The sequence below is a fragment of the Actibacterium sp. EMB200-NS6 genome (genome assembly GCF_001305615.1).
Lineage (GTDB): Bacteria > Pseudomonadota > Alphaproteobacteria > Rhodobacterales > Rhodobacteraceae > Actibacterium_A > Actibacterium_A naphthalenivorans.
On the sequence record NZ_CP010869.1, the window covers coordinates 2,864,285 to 2,881,685 of the forward strand.

Consider the following 17,401-nt stretch of genomic DNA (forward strand, 5'->3'; position numbering starts at 1 on the left):
GGTCCGGGCCGCGTCATGAAAGGGGACGCCGCGCCGCGCCTAGTCATAGCCGGTCATTTCCAGATAGCCGCGCCCGGCGTGGCTGCCCGAGAACCGCACCGGGCCTTCCCAATAGGCAAAGCGCGTGCCCATCCACGCCTGCGGGTTCAGCGCGTTCACGGTGATGTCGAGCCCGCGCGCGGGCAGTTCCAGCCGCCAGCGCGTCGGCAGCTTGCGCCCGGCCACCCGCGTTTGGTTCAGCGGCGACATCCGCAGCACGCCATCGCCAAACGGCATCGCCCCGCCATCGGCCCCGATCCAGGTGCCCGAGGTATAGCCGCCCTCTGCCCCGCGCAGCCGGAACCCCATCAGCTTTTCACCACTGTCGAAATGGAGCGAGACCCAATCCCATCCGCTCTGATCCGCGTCCAGCGGCTGTGACGACCATTCCCTGTCCAACCAGGCTTGCCCGGACACGCGAAGGGGGCCTTCGGGCAGATCCAGAACGCCGTTCACGGTGTAGAACGGCTGCGAGTAATAATGGCTCGCCTGCCCGCTTGCCGATTTCACCGAATAACCGGCCTCGCCCTGCAACACGATCGGCCCGGTCGCGGCAAGCCGCAGGTCATAGGCGAATTCCGCGCCGGTGGCGGCAAGGCGCAGCCGGTCGGGCGTGGTGCCCGCCATTTCCCAATCGTCGATCCATGCGGCGAACGGGGCGGCGGTGACACCGGCCTGCCCGATCCCGCCGCGCGCCATCCGCTCGGCGACAAAATGCCGGTCGGGCGTGGTCAGCCCGGCGTGGCCGAGCCAGACCTGCGGCGTCGCCCAGCCGGTGCCGCCGCCCGGCGCCAGGGCCGAGCGGAACAGCGTCCATTGCACGCCGTAGTCGCGGCCGTCTTCGCCTGTCAGGTTGGCGGTGAGGTACCACCATTCGATGCGAAAATCGGGATGCGCGCCATGATCGGCGGGAAAGCTCAGTTCGGCGCCGCGCTGCGGATGGGCAAACCCCTCGCCCCCCGCGCCCAGCCCCGCAAAGCCCTGCCCGAAGACGGGCGTGGCCAGCCAGAGCAAGAATATAAGCAGTGCCCTAACGTTCATGCGCGAAGACTTTCAACAGGTCCGCCGGGGCTGTCCGCGCCAGGCGCCAGGCGGGCCAGGCGGCCGCCAGCCCCCCCGCCAGCAGCGCCAGCGCGCCAAGGCGCAGCCAGTCGGCCGGAAACACATGCATCGGAAGGCGCCACCCGAAGGCCGCAACGTTGACCACCGCCAGCAGCGCCCAGGCCAGAAGCAGCCCGACCGGCAGCGCCACCAACATCGTCAGCGCCGTCAGCATCAGCGCGCGCGCAAGCTCCAGCCAGGCCAGCCGCGCCCGCGTCAGACCCAGAGCCCAGACCGGCGCGAGCTGCGGCAGGCGCATGGCCGACAGGGTCAGCAGGCTGGTGAGGATCGCGAAGCCCGCGACGCCAAGCGTCAGGATATTCAGCGCGGCGGTCACGGCGAAGGTCTGTTCGAAGATCCCCATGGAAAACACCTTGATCGCGGCCTGATCGCTGACATTGTCTTCCGGCAGCCCGAAATCGTCGATCAAGGCGTGGGCCAGCACGGGTGCGGACTCTGGCGCGATGCTGACGGCATGGCGCAGCCGCGCCACATCGGGGAACAGCGCGGTCAGCCGGTCTACCGCGATCATCACCTGCCCGCGCGGGTTGCCATAATCGGAATAGACCCCGGCAATGATCATCCGCCCCCCGTCGGGCAGGATCAGCGGATCCCCCGGCACAAGCCCTTCACGGCGGGCGAGTTGCTCGTTTATCAACGCGCCCTCACCCGAAGCGACCCTGCCCCAGACATCCGGCAGGGCCGACAGCATCGGCCAGTTCCGGCGATAGGTCGGGTGATCGGCGATGCCCTGCACCGTGGCCGGCGCGCCGAACAGCGGCACCTCGACCGACCAGAGTGGAAGAAGATCGCCGGGCCGGGTTGCCAGCCAGGCGCGCAGCCGGGCGGCCTGTTCCTCGGTCTCGGCACTGACGTAGAGCTCGGCCGACAGGCGCTGATCCAGCCAGCCGGCGAAGGTCAGCCGGAAGCTGGCCACCATGGTGCCCACGCCGATATTCGCCGCCAGCGCCAGCAACAGCGCCATCAGCGCCAGCGACAGCCCCGGCAGTTGCTGCCGCGTGTCTGCCCAGAACCACCGCGCCAGAACGCCCCTGCCCGCCCGCGCGGCCCCGGCGAGCAGCGCCGCCAGCACAGCGGGAAGCGCCAGCGCCGCCGCCATCAGCAGCGCCCCCAGCAGGATGAACCCGGCCAGCAGCCCGGTGCCGAACCGCGCCGCCCCCAGTGCGACAAGCGCCAGCGCGCCCGCGATCGCCACCTGCCGCCAGAGCGAACGGGTGGTGGCGCGGACCCAGGCCCGGGGCTGCGCGGGCGCCAGAAGCGGCAGGCGCCAGACGCGCCAAAGGCTTTGCGCCGCGGCCGCCCCCGCCCCCAGCACCGCCATCGCCATGCCCCCGGCCCACCAGCCGGGGCGCAGGATCAGTGTGCCCGGCACCTCGGCCCCGTAAAGGCCGCGCAGGGTTGCCGCCACATCCGGCAGCAACGCCGCCGCGACAAGATAGCCAAGCGCCATGCCCGCCAACCCCGCAAGGATGGACAGGATCAGCACCTCCGCCACCAGAAGCCTTGTGAGCGCGACCAGCGGCAGGCCCAGCGCGCGCAGGGTGCGAAACATCGCCCGGCGCTGTTCAAACGCGAGGCCGATGGCCGCGTGGACGATGAACAGCCCGACGGCAAAGGACAGCAGGCCAAAGGCGGTCAGGTTCAGGTGAAAACTGTCGGTCAGCCGCGCGATGTCGGCCTCGGCCTGCGGCGCGCGTCGGGTCAGGCCGGGGGCGACGTCTTGCAGGGGCGTTTGCCGAAGCGGCTGATCCGGCAGCACGATCAGCCGCGACACCTGCCCCGGCGCGGCCAGAAGTGTCTGGGCGATGCCGATATCCATGATCAGCGTGCCGGGCAGGCTGTCATCCGCCACCCGCAGCGCAGGCAGGCCCGGCACATCTTGCAGCGCGGCGATGGTTTCGGCCGCACCGAAGGCGATGCCCGGCGGGGTCAGGAACGCGCGCAGATCGCCGTCGGCCTGCGCCGCGCCGCCACCCCCGGGGGTCTGCGGGGCTGTCACCGGGTCGATCCCGATCACGCGCAGGCGGGTTTCGCCCTGCCGCCACTGCCCCTCGAGCACCGGAGAGATGCGCCAGCCCCCGCGCCGCAGCGCAACGTAGACGTCCTGTGAAAACCGCTGCCCGTCTTCGGCCACAAGCTGCGGCAGACGGTCCTGCCCCAGCATCCCCGCCGCCCTGTCATAGCTGGCCCGCGCCTGCCCGTTGATCGCCTGCACCCCGGACCAGAGCGCGGTGGCCAGTGCCAGCCCGACAAGAACACTGGCGAGCTGCAGCGGCTGGCGGCGCCAATGCGACAAGAGCGCCAGAAGCGCCGCGCGATACATCAGGCCAGCCCGCCGCCGGCCAGATGCAGGCGCCGCTCCAGCCGCGCGGCCAGCCGTTCGGAATGGGTGACCATCAGCAACCCGGCGCCGGTTTCCGCGACCAGCCCAAGCAACAGCGCCATCACCGCGTCGCCTGTCGCCGCGTCGAGATTGCCGGTGGGTTCATCGGCCAGAATGAGCCGGGGCCGCCCGGCAAGCGCCCGGCCGATCGCCACCCGCTGTTGCTGACCGCCCGAAAGCTGTTCGGGATAGCGATCCATCAGCGGCGAGAGGCCAAGCCGTGCGGCCAACTGCTCCAGCCAGGCCGCATCCGCGCGCCCGGCCAGGCGGGCCTGAAACGACAGGTTGGCCGACACGTTCAGCGACGGGATCAGGTTGAACTGCTGAAACACCAGGCCCACGCTTTCGCGGCGCAGTGCGGCCCGGGCGCGATCGTCGAGCGGGGCCAGATCCTGGCCGGCCAGGCGCACCTGGCCTTCATCGGGCCGGTCCAGACCGGCGCACAGATGCAGGAGCGTGCTTTTGCCGCTGCCGGATTCGCCAGTCAGGGCCACGGCCTCGCCCGCATCCAGGCGGAAGGAGACATCGGAAAAGACCTGCAACCGGCCCGCGCCGGCTTCATACCCTTTAGCGACTTCTCGCACGTCAAGCAGCATTCACACCCCCCAAGCCTGTCAACCCTAGCCCGCCGCCACGAAAGTGCCAGCCCGATCGCGCCGGAGCGGCCGGAAAGAATGACGGCTTTACAAAAGCGCAACAAAAGCGTCGAGCCACTGTCACCTCGCCGCACTATGGGCGGTTCCGTCTGCGCGAGAGGCGCATACTGACACAGGGGACACATCCATGAACTTCACTCGTCGTACCGCATTGCAGCTGACCGGCGCCGCGCTGGCCGCGCCCGCGGTCCTGAAAGCCACCGACGCGCTGGCCTCGTCCGGCTCGGTCAAGGTCTTTGCCTGGCAGGACTATATCCAGCCGAACATCGCCGAGAAATTCGAGGCCGACACCGGCATCAAGCTGGAACTGACCACCTATGGTTCGAACGACGAGGCCGAATCGACCGTGCGCGCCAACGGCGGCAAGGGCTTCGACGTGGTCTTCCCGTCGATCACCAACTCCGCCGGTTATCTCGATGACAATGGCGAAACCTATTTCGCGACCGTTCCGGCAGCCGTGAACACCGGCAACGTGATCCCCTCTTTCCTGCGTGACAGCGCCAGCCTGGGCGGCCAGTTCAAGGGCGAGCAGATCCTGCTGCCGTTCGACTGGGGCACCGAAGGCATCACCCTGAACCGCGGCAAGCTGCCGATCGCCGATGCCGATATCTCTTTCGGCGACCTGTTCCTGCAGGAGGCCGCCAAGGGCGCCGCCGCGTTCCGCCAGAAATCGGCGATCATGGGCGTGGGCCTTTATCTGGACGCCGTCGGCGAAGTGCCGTCGAACCGGATGCTGGACGTGTACAAATCCGAAGACGACGCGCGCCGCGTCTGGGGCGCCGTGACCAAGTGGATCCTGGAGCACAAGGAAAACATCGGCGCCTTCTGGAACAACGCGACCGAAGCCACCGCCGCCTTCAAGGAAGCCGGCTGTGTGATCGGCCAGACCTGGGACACCACCGGGCTGCTGCTGAATCGCGAGGACAAGAACTTCGTCTACCGTGCGCCGAAAGAGGGCATCATCACCTGGCTCGACAGCTTCGGCATGCTGAAGCAGGCCGAGAACCCCGAACAGGCGGTGGCCTTCATGAACTTCATGCTGCAGCCCGAAGTGGGCGGCATGTTCGCCAACAACACCGGCTACAACTCGGCCGTGGCCGGCGCCGCCGATTTCGCCAGCGCGGAGTTCAAGGCGCAGTTCAACGAGGTTTATACCCCGGAGGTTCTGGGCAACATGTGGTGGTGGCAGGCCGATACGCCGTTCTTCGCCCCGATCCGCAACGAGTTCGTCGAGATCATCACCAACGCCTGATCCGCGATTTTTCTGCGAGAAACGGGGGCCCCTGTTGCCGGGGGCCCCGCATTCTTGGTGCCGGCCCGCCTGTGGCGCGCGCGGGAGCCTCCGGCGGGGATATTTAGGGAAAGATGAAAGACATGCATGGCAGGGACGTTACGCTGGACGGGGTTTCCATCACCTATCCCAACGGGTTTACCGCCGTGCATCCGACCGATCTGACCGTTGGCGCGGGCGAGTTCTTTTCGATCCTCGGCCCGTCCGGCTGTGGCAAGACGACCATCCTGCGCGCGGTATCGGGGTTCGTGGAGCCCAGCGCCGGGCGCATCCTGATCGGCGGCGAGGATCAGAGCGGGCGGGCGCCGAATGCGCGGCCCACGGCGCTGATATTCCAGAACCTCGCGCTTTTTCCGCTGATGAGCGTGCGCGAGAATGTGGCCTTCGGGCTTGAGGCGCGCGGTGTGCCCCGCCGCGCGCGCCTTGACCGGGCCGATGAGTTGCTGGCGCTGGTCGCATTGCAGGACCAGGGCGGCAAGAAGCCCACCGAGCTTTCCGGCGGGCAGCGGCAGAGGGTCGCGATTGCGCGGGCGCTGGCGGTGGAGCCGGCGGTGCTGTTGCTGGACGAACCGCTTTCGGCGCTGGATCTGAAGCTGCGCCAGCATATGCGCGCCGAACTTCGGGCGATCCAGAAGCAGACCGGCGTGACCTTCATCTATATCACCCATGACCAGGGCGAGGCGCTGACCATGTCGGACCGGATCGCGGTGATGAACGAGGGCCGGATTGAGCAGGTGGGCACGGGGGACGAGATATATTCCGCACCGGCCACAGCCTTTGCCGCCTCTTTCGTGGGCGAGGTCAATCAGTTTCGCGGCCGCGTCGTCGCGCTGGAGGATGGCATGGCCTATATCGACACCGGCGTCGGCCGGATGTTCGCCCGAAATCCGGCGGGGCTGGCACCGGGCGACAGCGCGATTCTGTTCGTACGACCGGAGAACATGGGTTTTGAACGGGGCGACCGGCCCGAGCCCTTTGGCAATCATCTGACCGCCCGGCTGGAACGGCGCGATCTGGAGGGGGCTTTCATCAATCTGCAGATGCGGGCGGCGGGCGCGGAGCAGCCGGTGGCGATGCATCTGACCAATAGCGGAGAGGGTCCGGCGATCAGCGCCGAAACCGACCTGCGGATCGGGTTTACCTGTACCGCCGCGCTGATCCTGCCCGAGGGGCCGCTGGCCCGCACCGGGCGCGAAGATCTGGCCGCGCGATGAAAGCGCTCTTGCGGGGATACGGGCGCGGGCTGGTGGCGCTGTTCGTCGCCGCCATTCTGGGCTGGGTGCTGGTGCTGATCGTGCTGCCGCAGCTGACCATGCTGGAGCGCGCCGTCACATCGCCCAAGCGACAGCTGGACAGTTCCATCGCCGGGGCGCTGGGGCGCGACGCGCGGACCTGTATCAGCGTTCTGGAGACCTATGAGGCAGACGCGGCGGCGGTGGCCCCGGCCGGCGGCGGCCTTGCGATCCCATCCGCTTCGGGCATGTCGGTGCCGTCGGCGGGCGGGATGGCGGTGCCTTCGGCGGGGGGCGCGGCCGGCGGAGCGACGCGGCCCTATATCCTTCAGTGCGACAGGGCCACTACACATACCTCGATGGTGCGCGGGGCCGGTGCGCGCGTCTATCTGGACGCGCTTTACGACCTGCCCCTGCTGTCGGTGGACGACAGCCTGCCGCTGCGCGAACAGATGGCGGCGGCCGGGCAGATCGCCGACCTTGCCGACGCGCTTTACAAGCGGTTGCTGGAGGAGGAGGCGCGCTCTTCCAACCTGACGCTTTCGAATTTCGGGGCGCTGGCCGGGGCGACGCTGATCCCGCTGTCGCCGGCGCAGCGCGAAATCGAGGCGCGGCAGCTTTCCAACCGTCTCTTCACGCTTCTGGGGCTGAGGTTCGAGCGCGGGGGCGAGGTCTACAAGCGCCTTGGCCTGATCACCCTGACCCGCACGCTGAGCTTTGCGATCATGGCCACCGCGCTGGCGTTGGTGATGTGTTACCCGATGGCCTTCAAGGTGGCGCTGGCCACCCCGCCCGAGCGCGCAACCTGGCTGTTTCTGGGCCTTGTCATCCCCTATGCGATCGTCGAGCTGATGCGGATCTACGCGTGGACCGCGATCATCGACAATCAGGGCCTGCTGAACGCGTTTTTCGACCTGATCGGGGTGATCGACATGCAGGCGGGCGAGGCCATCCAGTTCAAGCGGATGCCCGGCACGATCTTCGTGGTGATCGTCTATACCTACGTACTGTTCATGGTGTTCCCGATCTACAACGTGATGTCGACGCTCGACCGCAACCAGATCGAGGCGGCGAAGGATCTGGGCGCGCGACCGTGGCGGGTGCATTGGCGCGTGATCATCCCCCATTCCAAGCCGGGCATCGCCGTTGGCTGCATCTCGACCTTCATGCTGGCGGCGGGCGCGTTTTCGGTGCCGCGGATCATCAGCCGGGGCCTGCAGGCGGAATGGTTCAGTCAGACGATCTACAACAAGTTCTTCGAGAGCGAGAATTCCAACGTGGGGGCCGCCTATTCCTTTGCCTATACGCTGGTCTGTTTCGGATTGGTCGGGCTGTTCATGTGGGCCATGCGCACCCGCCTGAAAGATTTCGCGAGGGTACAATGACCTCTCAACGGCTGCTCAACCTTTACACCGGCGCCTTCCTGCTGTTCATGTTCGCGCCGCTGGTGCTGATGATCGTCACCTCGTTCAACGATGTCTCGCCGCCTTCGGTCACCGACTGGCAGGGGCTGACGGGCAAGTGGTATGCGTTCTTCTGGGCCGATCAGGATCAGCTGCGCGCCGATCCGGTGCTGCGCGCGCTGGACCGTGACCGGTTCGTGGGCTGTTTCGGCAATTCGCTGAAGGTGGCGGGGGCGGTGGTGCCGCTGGCGCTGCTGCTGGGGCTGGCGGGGGCGGTGTTCCTGACCCGCTGGCGCAGCCGCGCAAACGGGTTTCTGTGGTGGGTGCTGCTTTCGCCGATGCTGGCGCCGGGCATCGTGCTGGGCCTGTCGGCGCTGGTATTCTGGAGCCGGCTGGGCGTGGATGCGGGCCTTTTTACCATCGTCATGGCGCAGCTGACGTTTGTGGCAGGGTTTCCGATGCTGATCCTGATGGCGCGCCTGCAGCGCCAGCCGGTGGAGATGGAAGAGGCCGCGCTTGATCTGGGCGCCACCCCGTTTCGCGTATTCACCCGCATCACCTTGCCCTATCTGTTGCCGGCGCTGGCCTCGGCCGCCGTCATCTCGTTTCTGGCGTCGATGGAGAATTACAACACCACCATGTTCGCCAAGGGCGGCGCCTGCACCTTCGCGACGGAGATTGGCGCCATGTCGCGCAACGCCAACGGCCATCCGCCGGTGATCAACGCGGTGGGAACGGTCATCATCGTGCTGACGGTCTCGGCGACATTGGCGCATACCTTCCTTCTCAGGAAGGACACGCGCGGCTAATGTCGCCCGCATGAAGATCATCGCCCGCTGTCACCCGCAGCTCGAACCGCTGCTGCCCCGGCCCGTGCCCGCGGCTCAGGCCCTGCCCGGCTGGCTGCGCGCCATGCCAGGACAGGTCGAGGCCGAAACGCTGGGCGGCGCGCCGATCCGGACGCTGAAACACTGCCCCCCCTTCATCGACGCGCTGTCGCTGGGGCTGATGATTCCGCTGGCGACCGATCTGCACGTGAAGGACGGCGAGATCAGTTGGGACTGGGACCCGCCGATCATTCCCGACGCGCCGCTTACCCGCGCGCCGATCGGGTTGCACGCGCCCGAGCAGGCCAGCGGGATGCCTGTCAATCTGGATGCCCGGATGGTCATCAAGTTCACCAACTTCTGGACGCTGGAGGCGCCGGCGGGCTGGTCTCTTTTGTTCACCCATCCGCTGAACCGGGCCGATCTGCCGTTCCAGACCCTGTCGGGCGTGGTGGATTGCGATCTGTTCGGCCTTGGCTACGTGCATTTCCCCGCGCTCTGGACCGATACGAAGTTCGAGGGCACACTGCCCGCCGGAACGCCGGTGGCACAGGTCATCCCGGTGCCGCGTGAGGCGGTGGGCTGTGAAACAACTGCCCTGAATTCGGGCGAAGTTACCCAGAGCCGTGAGATTCAGGAGGCGTTGCAGGCGGAAACCGGCGTCTACCGCCGCCGCTTCCGGCATTGAGGCTTTACAGCCTCCACCCCTTTGTAACAGTTTTGTGGCAAAAGGGGGCATATGATCCGGGCAGCTTTCATATCACTGGTCATTGCCGCGGGCCCGGTCTGGGCCGGGGCAGCGGATCCGCTGGCGCAGCGCCGCGCGCAATGCGTGGGATGGATGATGACGGCCTATCCTTCGGGGCTGGAAGAGGTGGCCTGCACCAATGAATTCGGCCTGCCCTCACCGTTTCTGTTCAAATGCGCCAGCGCGCAACGCAACGGATTCGCCGACACGACCCAGCAACGCGCCTGTCAGGTCTTCTTTGCCCGCGCATCGCAGGCGGCGGGCGACGGATATGTGCAGAATTAGGGCGGGCGCCGCACGCCCCTCCGGTCGCCTTTCGCGAAAAACCGCTTTGGGAATCGCCGGTTACAGTTTCGGAAAGCGCAGCGGCACCGCGCCCTTCGCCACCCGCGTCAGCGCCTTCATCGCCTGCGGCCGCAGCGCCGGATCCGATAAAAGCGCGGCACGGGCAGCGCCTGTATCCTCGCCCAGTTCCGCCGTCACGCGATAGAGCGCCACCCGTGCTTCCGCATCATCGCCCAGATGCAGCCAGGCCGTGCGCGCCTGCGCCCATTGCCCGCGCCGCAGCCGCACGCGGCCCAGATTGCGCCAGGCGTCGATGTCTTGCGGGACCAGCCGCGCGGCCCTGGCGAAGGCCTGTTCCGCCAGCACCAGATCCTCCGCTGCGACCGCCCAGCGCCCCAGCTCGAACCAGGCATTGGCATAGCCGGGCTCGACCGCCACCGCCCGGCGATACCACGCCCCCGATTGCGGGGCTTTTCCGCCCGCCTCCAGCACCTTGCCAAGGTTGTAGAATACCTGCGCCGGCGCGCGCCGATCCTTCGCCGCGCGGCGCAAGAGACGCTCCGCCCCGGCCCAATCCTCGGCCTGCAAGAGCGCGGGAAGGCTGCTGACATCCACCATGGCCGGTTTATCAGTCATCCGCGCCGCAGTTTGCAAGCCTGTCACAAACTCTTCACGGATCGCCCCCAAAAGCGAAGGCGCATGTCAGAAGGGACACCCGATGCCGACCAGCTTTTTCACCGCCCCCGGCCCGTTTTACCGCGGCAATCTGCACACCCATTCGAACCGCTCCGACGGTGTGCTGACACCAGAGGAGGTGTGCCGCCGCTATCGCGCGGAAGGCTATGATTTCATCGCGCTGACCGATCATTTCATCGGCATGTATGACTATCCCGTAACCGACACCACCGGCTTTCGCGCAGACGGGTTCACCACCATCCTGGGGGCCGAAGTGCATTCCGGCGCGATGCAGAACGGCGAACTCTGGCATATTGTGGCCGTCGGCCTGCCCGCGGATTTCGCGCCTGGCAACGCGCCGCATTTCCTGCCTGTCGAGGGGCAGGAAACCGGCCCCGAGATCGCCCGCCGCTGTGCCGAGGCCGGGGCCTATGTCGCCGTCGCCCATCCGCAATGGTCGGGCCTGACGCTGGAAGACGCGCGCAGCATCGACGCAGCCCATGCCGTCGAGGTGTACAACCACGGCTGCGCCATCGGCTGCGATCGCCCGGACGGGTTCCACACGCTGGACCTGTTGCTTTCGGAAGGGCGCGCGCTGAACCTGATCGCCACCGACGATGCGCATTTTTCCGAGCCCGATCATTTCGGCGGTTGGGTCATGGTCAAGGCAGAGGCGAACGAGCCCGATGCCTTGGTGGCCGCGCTGAAGGACGGCGCCTTTTATTCCTCGCAAGGCCCCGAGATTCGCGACATCCGCCTGACCGGCACCGCAGTCGAGGTCGACTGCTCCGCCGCGACGGCGGTGATCGTGCAGGGCCAGGGCTCTGCCGCGACGGCGATCCACGGAAGTTCGATGACAAGCGCGTCGGTCCCGCTGGACCGGTTCGCGCGCTCGCCCTGGATCCGTGTCACCGTGGCGGACCGGGCAGGCAAGCGCGCCTGGTCGAACCCGATCTGGCTGGACTGACCGCCTATTCGGGCAGGGGCAGCATCCGGCCAAGCCTGCGCCCGGCCAGGATATGCACATGCAGATGCGGCACTTCCTGCAGGCCATTGTCGCCGGCGTTGGAGATCAGACGGAACCCGGCGCCGCCTTCGCCAGGCTGCACGCCCAGCATCCGGCACACCTCGCCCACCGCGCGGGTGAAATCGACGATCTCTGCCTCCGAGGCTTCCAGCGCGAAATCGTCATAGCAGACATAGGCGCCCTTGGGGATGACCAGCACATGATGCGGGGCCTGCGGCGCGATGTCGTGGAAGGCCAGGCTGTGCTCGGTTTCCAGCACGGTCTTGTTGGGGATCTCGCCCCGCAGGATTTTGGCGAAGATGTTCTGCGGATCATAAGTTTTGGCCATGGGTGTCCTCAATCGACGTAAAGATATTCGGTCGCGGCGATCTCGCGCGCCTGTTCGGGGGGGATGCTCAGAAAGGCCGACAGCGGCTCTGCATTCTCATCGGCACTCGCCTCTTCACGGATGCGATAGAAATGGGGGAAATCTGCATCGCGGATGCGATCACTTTCGAACACCACATCATAGCGGATGGTGGGCAGCAAACGGTCGATCGTTTCTTGCGGCGTCCGCTCGCCCGCCAGCCCCACGCGCTTGGCGTGGCCCAGCAGATATTCGTCGGAGAATGTCGTCTGGATCTCCAGCAGCCGGGTGGTGCAGCGATCGGAAAAGAAATCCTGCATCAGGTCCAGATTGGACGGGTCCATGCAGATCATCAGCCGGTCGGTCTCGTAATAGTCGAACAGCATCCGCATCAGCGCGCGCCGGTGCCGCGTGCGTTTTTCCAGCGTCGACTGGATGCCGCCCAGATCGGGCAGCGCCGTGTCTTCCTCGTTGAACAGGTATTCGATGGCGGGCAGGTTGGTCACCTGACGGGCGCGTTCCAGCAGGCGCTTGGCCACATGCCATTTCTTGCAGGTCACGATCATCAACTCGCGCTCGCGCCCCAGGCTCGATTCGGTTTCCCAGAAACGCGGCGCGAACCGGCGCCCGACGCGGCCGCGCCCGGTGAGGAACTTGAACAGGCTGGCGCCCTCGTTCGAGATCCGGAACTCCATCCCCTGGCTGGCATAGACCGCGCCCAGCCGCCGCTTCAGCTCTTTGGCCTCGGGCGAAATCTTGCGCGCGAACAGGAAATCCTGGCTCAGCAGCATGTCGTAGTGATCGTTGTAAAAGGTGATCGGCATTCCATAGTCCGAGAACATCAGAAAGGTCGGCGTCCGGGTCTCGATCTCTTCTTCGGGCACCAGATGGCGCACGAGGGTCTGAAAGAACGTCTCGTCCGGGATCCAGGTCGTGCGGAAGAACCACAGCACATCGCGCCGCTGGCGGCAGAACTCCAGCACCGCCTCGATCGTGCGGCGCCGCAGACACCACCACTGGCTGCCGATCATGATCTGCAGATCGGACGGGATGCGCCGCGTTAGCCCCAGCCGTTTTTGCAAGTTGTACGACCCGTAGAACAGCCGCTTGTGCTTTCTTTCGTTGAAGAAATGGCGATAGATCAACCGCTCGCGCTTCATTCCGGTCTTGATCCAGTCGGACGCCAGGAAATCGAAGCTTTCGATCAGATCGACATCGCGATCATCGAGAAAGCGGTGCATGTATTCGGCGGATTTGATCGGCATGCAATCGCCCGACAGCATGTAGAAATGCGTGGCGCGGGGAAACGCTTCTTCCGCGGCCTCGACCGCATGCAGGGTGGCCTGCACCAATGACCATTCGCCCCAACCGCATCTGATGCGCTTTTTCGCGAAGACGACATTGGGATTGTCTTTCAGCGCCTCGGAAATCGCCTCGAAATGCTCTTTCCTCGCGCGGGCGTCGAAATGGATCGACATGAAATCGCCCGCCGCAGTCAACCGCTCGGCCTGTTGAACGATCGCGTCAGGATCCTTGTGACACAGCAGAATATACGCGATTTTAGCCATTAGCGGGTCAGTATCTCGTGCATGCGGGCCAGTCTTTACGTTGATAGCGTGAAGGGACGTTGAATAAACAGCATTTCTTTGCTTTTTTGTAGGTCGAGAAAGCCGGGCACCAAAGCAACCGGCATGGAGGCAAGGGCGAATGGGGTTTCCGGGCACATGGATGACGGAAAGTGAAAGCGTGGTTTACCGGGTCGTGCCGAAATGCGCCTGCTCGACCATCGGCCAGATCATGTACTATTCCGACCATGGCGCGTTTTTCGACGGCGATATCCATGATGCAACCAAGGGGATGCATAAATGGGCGCTGGAAGACAGCCACAAGCTGATCGAGCGCAATGTGAAGGGGCATAAATCCTATGCCTTCACCTGCGTCCGCAACCCCTATACCCGCATCCTGTCGTCCTTCTTCGACAAGATCTGCGGCATTCAGCGCAACGGCAAGCGCTATCGCGGCAATCTCGTGCCGCTGCTGACCCAGAAATACGGGATCGAGGTGGAGGGCGACTTCGACCAGATCGCATCGTTCCGCCGGTTCCTGCTGTTCGCGCGCGACACCATCCGCTGGCGCCGCCCGATGGAGCCGGACATCCACTGGTCGGCGATGTCGGGGCATGTCTCAACCTTCATCGTGAACGGCGGGCGCTACGACAACATCTTCTTCACCGAGAAATTCAACGAAGGGATGCAGTCGGTTCTGGATGCCATCGAAACCGCGCATACCGTCGATCTGGCCACGATCCCGCGCTTCAACGAATCCGAAGGCCACGGCCCGAAACGCGCCCATCCGGTGGCGGATTACTTCGATGACCTGTCGATGCATCTGGTCTATGAAATCTACAAGCGCGACTTCACCCTCTTCAAATACGATTTCGAAAACCCCGGCAACAAGATGCCCCTGGGCGAGGTCGATCTGGACGAGGTCCACGCCAAGCTGGGCGACTGACGTTTTGTGAAGGTTTCATGAAACCTCGCTTTTCTTGATCTGGATCGAATTGCCCGGTCACGGATCAGGCGACATTGGCGGCGAACCTCCAGAGGGACTCGCGCGATGCAAGGTCACGAAGAACTTCCCAAAAGCATCTATCACCCGTCCGGGCGCAACACCGACCCGATCATGGAAATTCTCGACCTGAGCCTGTGGTACGGAGAGAAACAGGCGCTGTTCGACGTGAACTTCGATCTCTACCCGTCCGAGATCCTCGCTTTCATCGGCCCGTCCGGCTGCGGCAAGTCCACCGCACTGAAGGCGCTGAACCGGATGCACGACCTGACGCGGGATGTCCGGATCGAAGGGCGCATCCTGATGGACGGGCACGATATCTATGCCCCCGACATCGACCCGCCGCTGCACCGCAAAAGATTCGGCTGGGTCGCGCAGAAACCCAACCCGTTCACCACATCGGTCTATGACAACGTGGCCTATGGCGCGCGCATCCACGGGCTGACCCGCACCCGGGCCGATCTCGATGAACATGTGGAAACCTGCCTGCGCCGCGCCGACCTGTGGGAAGAGGTGAAGGATCACCTGCACTCGCAGGCCGGCACCGCGCTATCGGGCGGCCAGCAACAACGGCTGTGTATCGCCCGCGCACTCGCAACCGAACCCGAAGTGCTGCTGATGGACGAGCCGACCGGCTCCATCGATCCGATCGCGACGGCGCGGGTCGAGGAGTTGATGCTCGACCTGAAGAAAGATCATTCGGTGGTCGTGGTGACCCATTCGATGATGGAGGCGCGGCGAGTGTCCGACAGGGTGGCCTATTTCCACCTTGGCCACCTTTTGGAACTCGGCCCCACGATGCAGATCTTCGAACATGCCGAAACCCGGCAGGCATCGGAATTCATCCGCGGAAAATTTGGCTGAGCGCAGGGGGCTGTCTGCCCCCTCTTGCCCCGGAACAAGTCCGGGGCAATTCACCCCCGAGGATATTTTAACGAAAAAGAAACCGGAATCGGAGCAACTGGGCGTGCGGTACAGGCGGGGACGCCGATGACCGCCGAAGAAGAAGCCGCCCCGGTCCGGATGGCCGGGGCGCACCTTCTGCCCGCTTCTTTTTCGGTCAAGTATCCTCGCCGAAGGCAAGAAAGTTCCGCGCGCGGAACGGGCGCACCGGGTCCAACGCCGGGCAGGCGCGCGGGCCTGGGCGGCAGAGGGTTGGCTCAGATCAGCCCATTTTTCCTGAACAGCTCCTTCAGGCTCGCCTCGGGCCGGGCGCCGAAATGGCTGATGACCTCTGCCGCGGCCACGTTGCCCATGCGCCCGCAGGTTTCCAGCGACTGACTGGTGGCAAGGCCGTAAAGAAACCCCGCAGCGAACTGATCGCCCGCGCCGGTGGCATCCACCGGCACGATGCGCTTGACCGGCACAACCGCCTCTTCCGCGCCCCGCACGAGCACCACGTCGTGGCCTGACCGGGTGCAGACCACCAGCCCGCTTTCCGATGCCGCCTGTTCCAGCGCCGCGCCAAGGTCGGTCTGATAAAGCGCTTCCCACTCGTGCTCGTTGCCGATGACATAGTCGAGTTCTTTCACCAGCCGGCGGAAACTGTCGCGGTGCCGGTCGACGCAGAAAGGGTCTGACAGGGTAATCCCGGCCTTGCCGCCGCTTTCGCGGCAGACCCTTGCCGCCCGGTCAAAGGCCTGCTTGCCCTTGGGCTTGTCATAAAGATAGCCCTCGAGGAACAGGATCTCGGCCTGCCCCGCCACATCGTCGGCCACGTCATCGGGGCCCAGTTCGGCGGAAATGCCCAGATAGGTGTTCATCGACCGTTCGCCATCGGGCGACACGAAGATCATGCTGCGCGAGGTCGGAAGCTCGCCGCCCGTGACCGGAGGGTTCACGAAATCGGTGCCGTCGCGGGCCATTTCAGCGGCATAGAACTGGCCCAGCGCATCGTCATGTACCCGCCCGATGAAACCGGTGGACAGGCCCAGATTGCCCAGCCCCGCCAGCGTGTTCGCCACCGACCCGCCCGGCGCCTGTGTCCGGCCGCGCATCGCGCCGTACAGCATCTCGCCGCGTTTGCGTTCGACCAGTTGCATGATGCCTTTCTGAATCCCCATCAGATCGAGGAAGCTGTCATCGCACTGGGTCAGCACATCGACGATGGCGTTGCCGATACCGACAACCTGATAGGTCTTTTTCACAGGGTCTTCTCCTCGAACGGGCAGAGATCACGGATGATGCAGTTGGGGCAGACGGGTTTGCGCGCCTTGCAGACATAGCGGCCATGCAGGATCAGCCAGTGGTGGGCATGCTGCAGAAACGCGACCGGGATGTTGTCTTCTATGGCCCGCTCCACGGCGTCCACATCCTTGCCGGCGGCGATGCCGGTGCGGTTACCGACCCGGAAGATATGGGTATCGACCGCCTGCGCGGGATAGTGGAACCACATGTTCAGCACCACATTCGCCGTCTTGCGCCCGACGCCGGGCAGCGACTGCAGCGCGGCGCGCGAAGAGGGCACCTCGCCGCCATAATCCTCAACCAGGATGCGGCTCATCTTGATGACGTTCCTGGCCTTGTTGCGGTAAAGGCCGATCGTCTTGATATGTTCGATCAGCCCTTCCTCGCCCAGATCCAGCATCTTTTCCGGTGTGTCTGCGATCTTGAACAGGGCCCGCGTGGCCTTGTTCACACCGGCATCGGTGGCCTGGGCCGAAAGCGCCACCGCCACGACAAGCGTATAGGCGTTCACATGTTCCAGTTCGCCCTTCGGTTCGGGCTCATGCGCCCGGAACCGGGTGAAAATCGCGCGCAGGGTATGATAATCGAGTTGACGGGCCATTGCTTCAGATG

17 protein-coding genes are annotated in these 17,401 nt (G+C 65.3%); 9 read left to right on the plus strand and 8 right to left on the minus strand.

Annotation, left to right across the window (positions count from 1 at the left end; translation table 11 throughout):
- Positions 1–39 precede the first annotated feature (39 nt).
- Genes TQ29_RS13865 through TQ29_RS13875 form a run of 3 tightly spaced genes read right to left on the minus strand, consistent with a single transcriptional unit; the run spans position 40 to position 4,140 of the window.
- Positions 40–1,080 (minus strand): lipocalin-like domain-containing protein, encoded by a 1,041-nt coding sequence (locus TQ29_RS13865; RefSeq protein ID WP_054539640.1) that lies wholly within the window; start codon positions 1,078–1,080, stop codon positions 40–42.
- Positions 1,070–3,484 carry an FtsX-like permease family protein gene (locus TQ29_RS13870; protein WP_054539641.1) on the minus strand — a complete coding sequence of 805 codons (2,415 nt, stop codon included), beginning with the start codon at positions 3,482–3,484 and terminating at the stop codon, positions 1,070–1,072. Before TQ29_RS13870 ends, TQ29_RS13865 begins: the two co-directional genes overlap by 11 nt.
- Positions 3,484–4,140 (minus strand): ABC transporter ATP-binding protein, encoded by a 657-nt coding sequence (locus TQ29_RS13875; protein ID WP_082386656.1) that lies wholly within the window; start codon positions 4,138–4,140, stop codon positions 3,484–3,486. The genes TQ29_RS13870 and TQ29_RS13875 overlap by 1 nt, the downstream gene beginning before the upstream one ends.
- Positions 4,141–4,327: 187 nt before the next feature.
- Here TQ29_RS13875 and TQ29_RS13880 point away from each other — a divergent pair, with 187 nt between their 5' ends.
- From TQ29_RS13880 to TQ29_RS13905, 6 genes are all read left to right on the plus strand, one after another.
- Complete coding sequence (locus TQ29_RS13880; protein ID WP_037207102.1) at positions 4,328–5,452, plus strand: extracellular solute-binding protein; 1,125 nt, start codon at positions 4,328–4,330, stop codon at positions 5,450–5,452.
- Positions 5,453–5,574: 122 nt separating this feature from the next.
- Positions 5,575–6,705 (plus strand): ABC transporter ATP-binding protein, encoded by a 1,131-nt coding sequence (locus TQ29_RS13885; protein WP_054539642.1) that lies wholly within the window; start codon positions 5,575–5,577, stop codon positions 6,703–6,705.
- On the plus strand, positions 6,702–8,108 hold the full coding sequence (locus TQ29_RS13890; RefSeq protein WP_054539643.1) for an ABC transporter permease: 1,407 nt from the start codon (positions 6,702–6,704) through the stop codon (positions 8,106–8,108). Before TQ29_RS13885 ends, TQ29_RS13890 begins: the two co-directional genes overlap by 4 nt.
- Positions 8,105–8,935, plus strand: a complete 831-nt coding sequence (locus TQ29_RS13895; protein WP_054539644.1) for an ABC transporter permease — start codon at positions 8,105–8,107, stop codon at positions 8,933–8,935. The genes TQ29_RS13890 and TQ29_RS13895 overlap by 4 nt, the downstream gene beginning before the upstream one ends.
- 10 nt (positions 8,936–8,945) lie before the next feature.
- Positions 8,946–9,641, plus strand: coding sequence for a hypothetical protein (locus TQ29_RS13900; RefSeq protein WP_054539645.1), 696 nt, complete (start codon positions 8,946–8,948; stop codon positions 9,639–9,641).
- A 51-nt stretch (positions 9,642–9,692) separates the two neighbouring features.
- Positions 9,693–9,986 carry a hypothetical protein gene (locus TQ29_RS13905; protein WP_054539646.1) on the plus strand — a complete coding sequence of 98 codons (294 nt, stop codon included), beginning with the start codon at positions 9,693–9,695 and terminating at the stop codon, positions 9,984–9,986.
- 60 nt (positions 9,987–10,046) lie between these two features.
- Here the strand turns inward: TQ29_RS13905 and TQ29_RS13910 are convergent, their stop codons facing one another.
- Entirely contained in the window at positions 10,047–10,622 is a 576-nt protein-coding gene (locus tag TQ29_RS13910; RefSeq protein WP_082386657.1) for a tetratricopeptide repeat protein, read from the minus strand.
- 82 nt (positions 10,623–10,704) lie between these two features.
- Here TQ29_RS13910 and TQ29_RS13915 point away from each other — a divergent pair, with 82 nt between their 5' ends.
- Positions 10,705–11,628 carry a PHP domain-containing protein gene (locus tag TQ29_RS13915; protein ID WP_054539648.1) on the plus strand — a complete coding sequence of 308 codons (924 nt, stop codon included), beginning with the start codon at positions 10,705–10,707 and terminating at the stop codon, positions 11,626–11,628.
- Between the two features lie 4 nt (positions 11,629–11,632).
- On the opposite strand, the gene TQ29_RS13920 is transcribed toward TQ29_RS13915, so the two are convergent.
- Positions 11,633–12,016, minus strand: coding sequence for an HIT domain-containing protein (locus tag TQ29_RS13920; protein WP_037207119.1), 384 nt, complete (start codon positions 12,014–12,016; stop codon positions 11,633–11,635).
- Positions 12,017–12,024: 8 nt separating this feature from the next.
- Entirely contained in the window at positions 12,025–13,602 is a 1,578-nt protein-coding gene (locus tag TQ29_RS13925) for a DUF5928 domain-containing protein (protein ID WP_054539649.1), read from the minus strand.
- A gap of 139 nt (positions 13,603–13,741) precedes the next feature.
- Here TQ29_RS13925 and TQ29_RS13930 point away from each other — a divergent pair, with 139 nt between their 5' ends.
- Positions 13,742–14,545 carry a sulfotransferase family protein gene (locus tag TQ29_RS13930; RefSeq protein WP_054539650.1) on the plus strand — a complete coding sequence of 268 codons (804 nt, stop codon included), beginning with the start codon at positions 13,742–13,744 and terminating at the stop codon, positions 14,543–14,545.
- Between the two features lie 105 nt (positions 14,546–14,650).
- Positions 14,651–15,466, plus strand: a complete 816-nt coding sequence (locus TQ29_RS13935; RefSeq protein ID WP_328705653.1) for a phosphate ABC transporter ATP-binding protein — start codon at positions 14,651–14,653, stop codon at positions 15,464–15,466.
- Positions 15,467–15,762: 296 nt separating this feature from the next.
- Here TQ29_RS13935 and TQ29_RS13940 read toward each other — a convergent pair whose 3' ends face one another.
- Positions 15,763–16,749: an adenosine kinase gene (locus TQ29_RS13940; protein ID WP_054539651.1), complete on the minus strand. Its 987-nt coding sequence runs from the start codon at positions 16,747–16,749 to the stop codon at positions 15,763–15,765.
- On the minus strand, positions 16,746–17,390 hold the full coding sequence (nth, locus tag TQ29_RS13945) for an endonuclease III (protein WP_054539652.1): 645 nt from the start codon (positions 17,388–17,390) through the stop codon (positions 16,746–16,748). The genes TQ29_RS13940 and nth overlap by 4 nt, the downstream gene beginning before the upstream one ends.
- Positions 17,391–17,401: the final 11 nt, after the last annotated feature.

What these genes read in the sequence shown, in the direction of transcription:
- TQ29_RS13930 (WP_054539650.1), top strand. Translation starts at nt 13,742, where the DNA reads ATGGGGTTTCCGGGCACATGGATGACGGAAAGTGAAAGCGTGGTTTAC.
- TQ29_RS13880 (WP_037207102.1), top strand. Translation starts at nt 4,328, where the DNA reads ATGAACTTCACTCGTCGTACCGCATTGCAGCTGACCGGCGCCGCGCTG.
- TQ29_RS13920 (WP_037207119.1), bottom strand. Translation starts at nt 12,016, where the DNA reads ATGGCCAAAACTTATGATCCGCAGAACATCTTCGCCAAAATCCTGCGG.
- TQ29_RS13900 (WP_054539645.1), top strand. Translation starts at nt 8,946, where the DNA reads ATGAAGATCATCGCCCGCTGTCACCCGCAGCTCGAACCGCTGCTGCCC.
- TQ29_RS13925 (WP_054539649.1), bottom strand. Translation starts at nt 13,602, where the DNA reads ATGGCTAAAATCGCGTATATTCTGCTGTGTCACAAGGATCCTGACGCG.
- TQ29_RS13890 (WP_054539643.1), top strand. Translation starts at nt 6,702, where the DNA reads ATGAAAGCGCTCTTGCGGGGATACGGGCGCGGGCTGGTGGCGCTGTTC.
- TQ29_RS13910 (WP_082386657.1), bottom strand. Translation starts at nt 10,622, where the DNA reads ATGACTGATAAACCGGCCATGGTGGATGTCAGCAGCCTTCCCGCGCTC.
- TQ29_RS13895 (WP_054539644.1), top strand. Translation starts at nt 8,105, where the DNA reads ATGACCTCTCAACGGCTGCTCAACCTTTACACCGGCGCCTTCCTGCTG.
- TQ29_RS13875 (WP_082386656.1), bottom strand. Translation starts at nt 4,140, where the DNA reads ATGCTGCTTGACGTGCGAGAAGTCGCTAAAGGGTATGAAGCCGGCGCG.
- nth (WP_054539652.1), bottom strand. Translation starts at nt 17,390, where the DNA reads ATGGCCCGTCAACTCGATTATCATACCCTGCGCGCGATTTTCACCCGG.
- TQ29_RS13915 (WP_054539648.1), top strand. Translation starts at nt 10,705, where the DNA reads ATGCCGACCAGCTTTTTCACCGCCCCCGGCCCGTTTTACCGCGGCAAT.
- TQ29_RS13885 (WP_054539642.1), top strand. Translation starts at nt 5,575, where the DNA reads ATGCATGGCAGGGACGTTACGCTGGACGGGGTTTCCATCACCTATCCC.
- TQ29_RS13865 (WP_054539640.1), bottom strand. Translation starts at nt 1,080, where the DNA reads ATGAACGTTAGGGCACTGCTTATATTCTTGCTCTGGCTGGCCACGCCC.
- TQ29_RS13905 (WP_054539646.1), top strand. Translation starts at nt 9,693, where the DNA reads ATGATCCGGGCAGCTTTCATATCACTGGTCATTGCCGCGGGCCCGGTC.
- TQ29_RS13935 (WP_328705653.1), top strand. Translation starts at nt 14,651, where the DNA reads ATGCAAGGTCACGAAGAACTTCCCAAAAGCATCTATCACCCGTCCGGG.
- TQ29_RS13870 (WP_054539641.1), bottom strand. Translation starts at nt 3,484, where the DNA reads ATGTATCGCGCGGCGCTTCTGGCGCTCTTGTCGCATTGGCGCCGCCAG.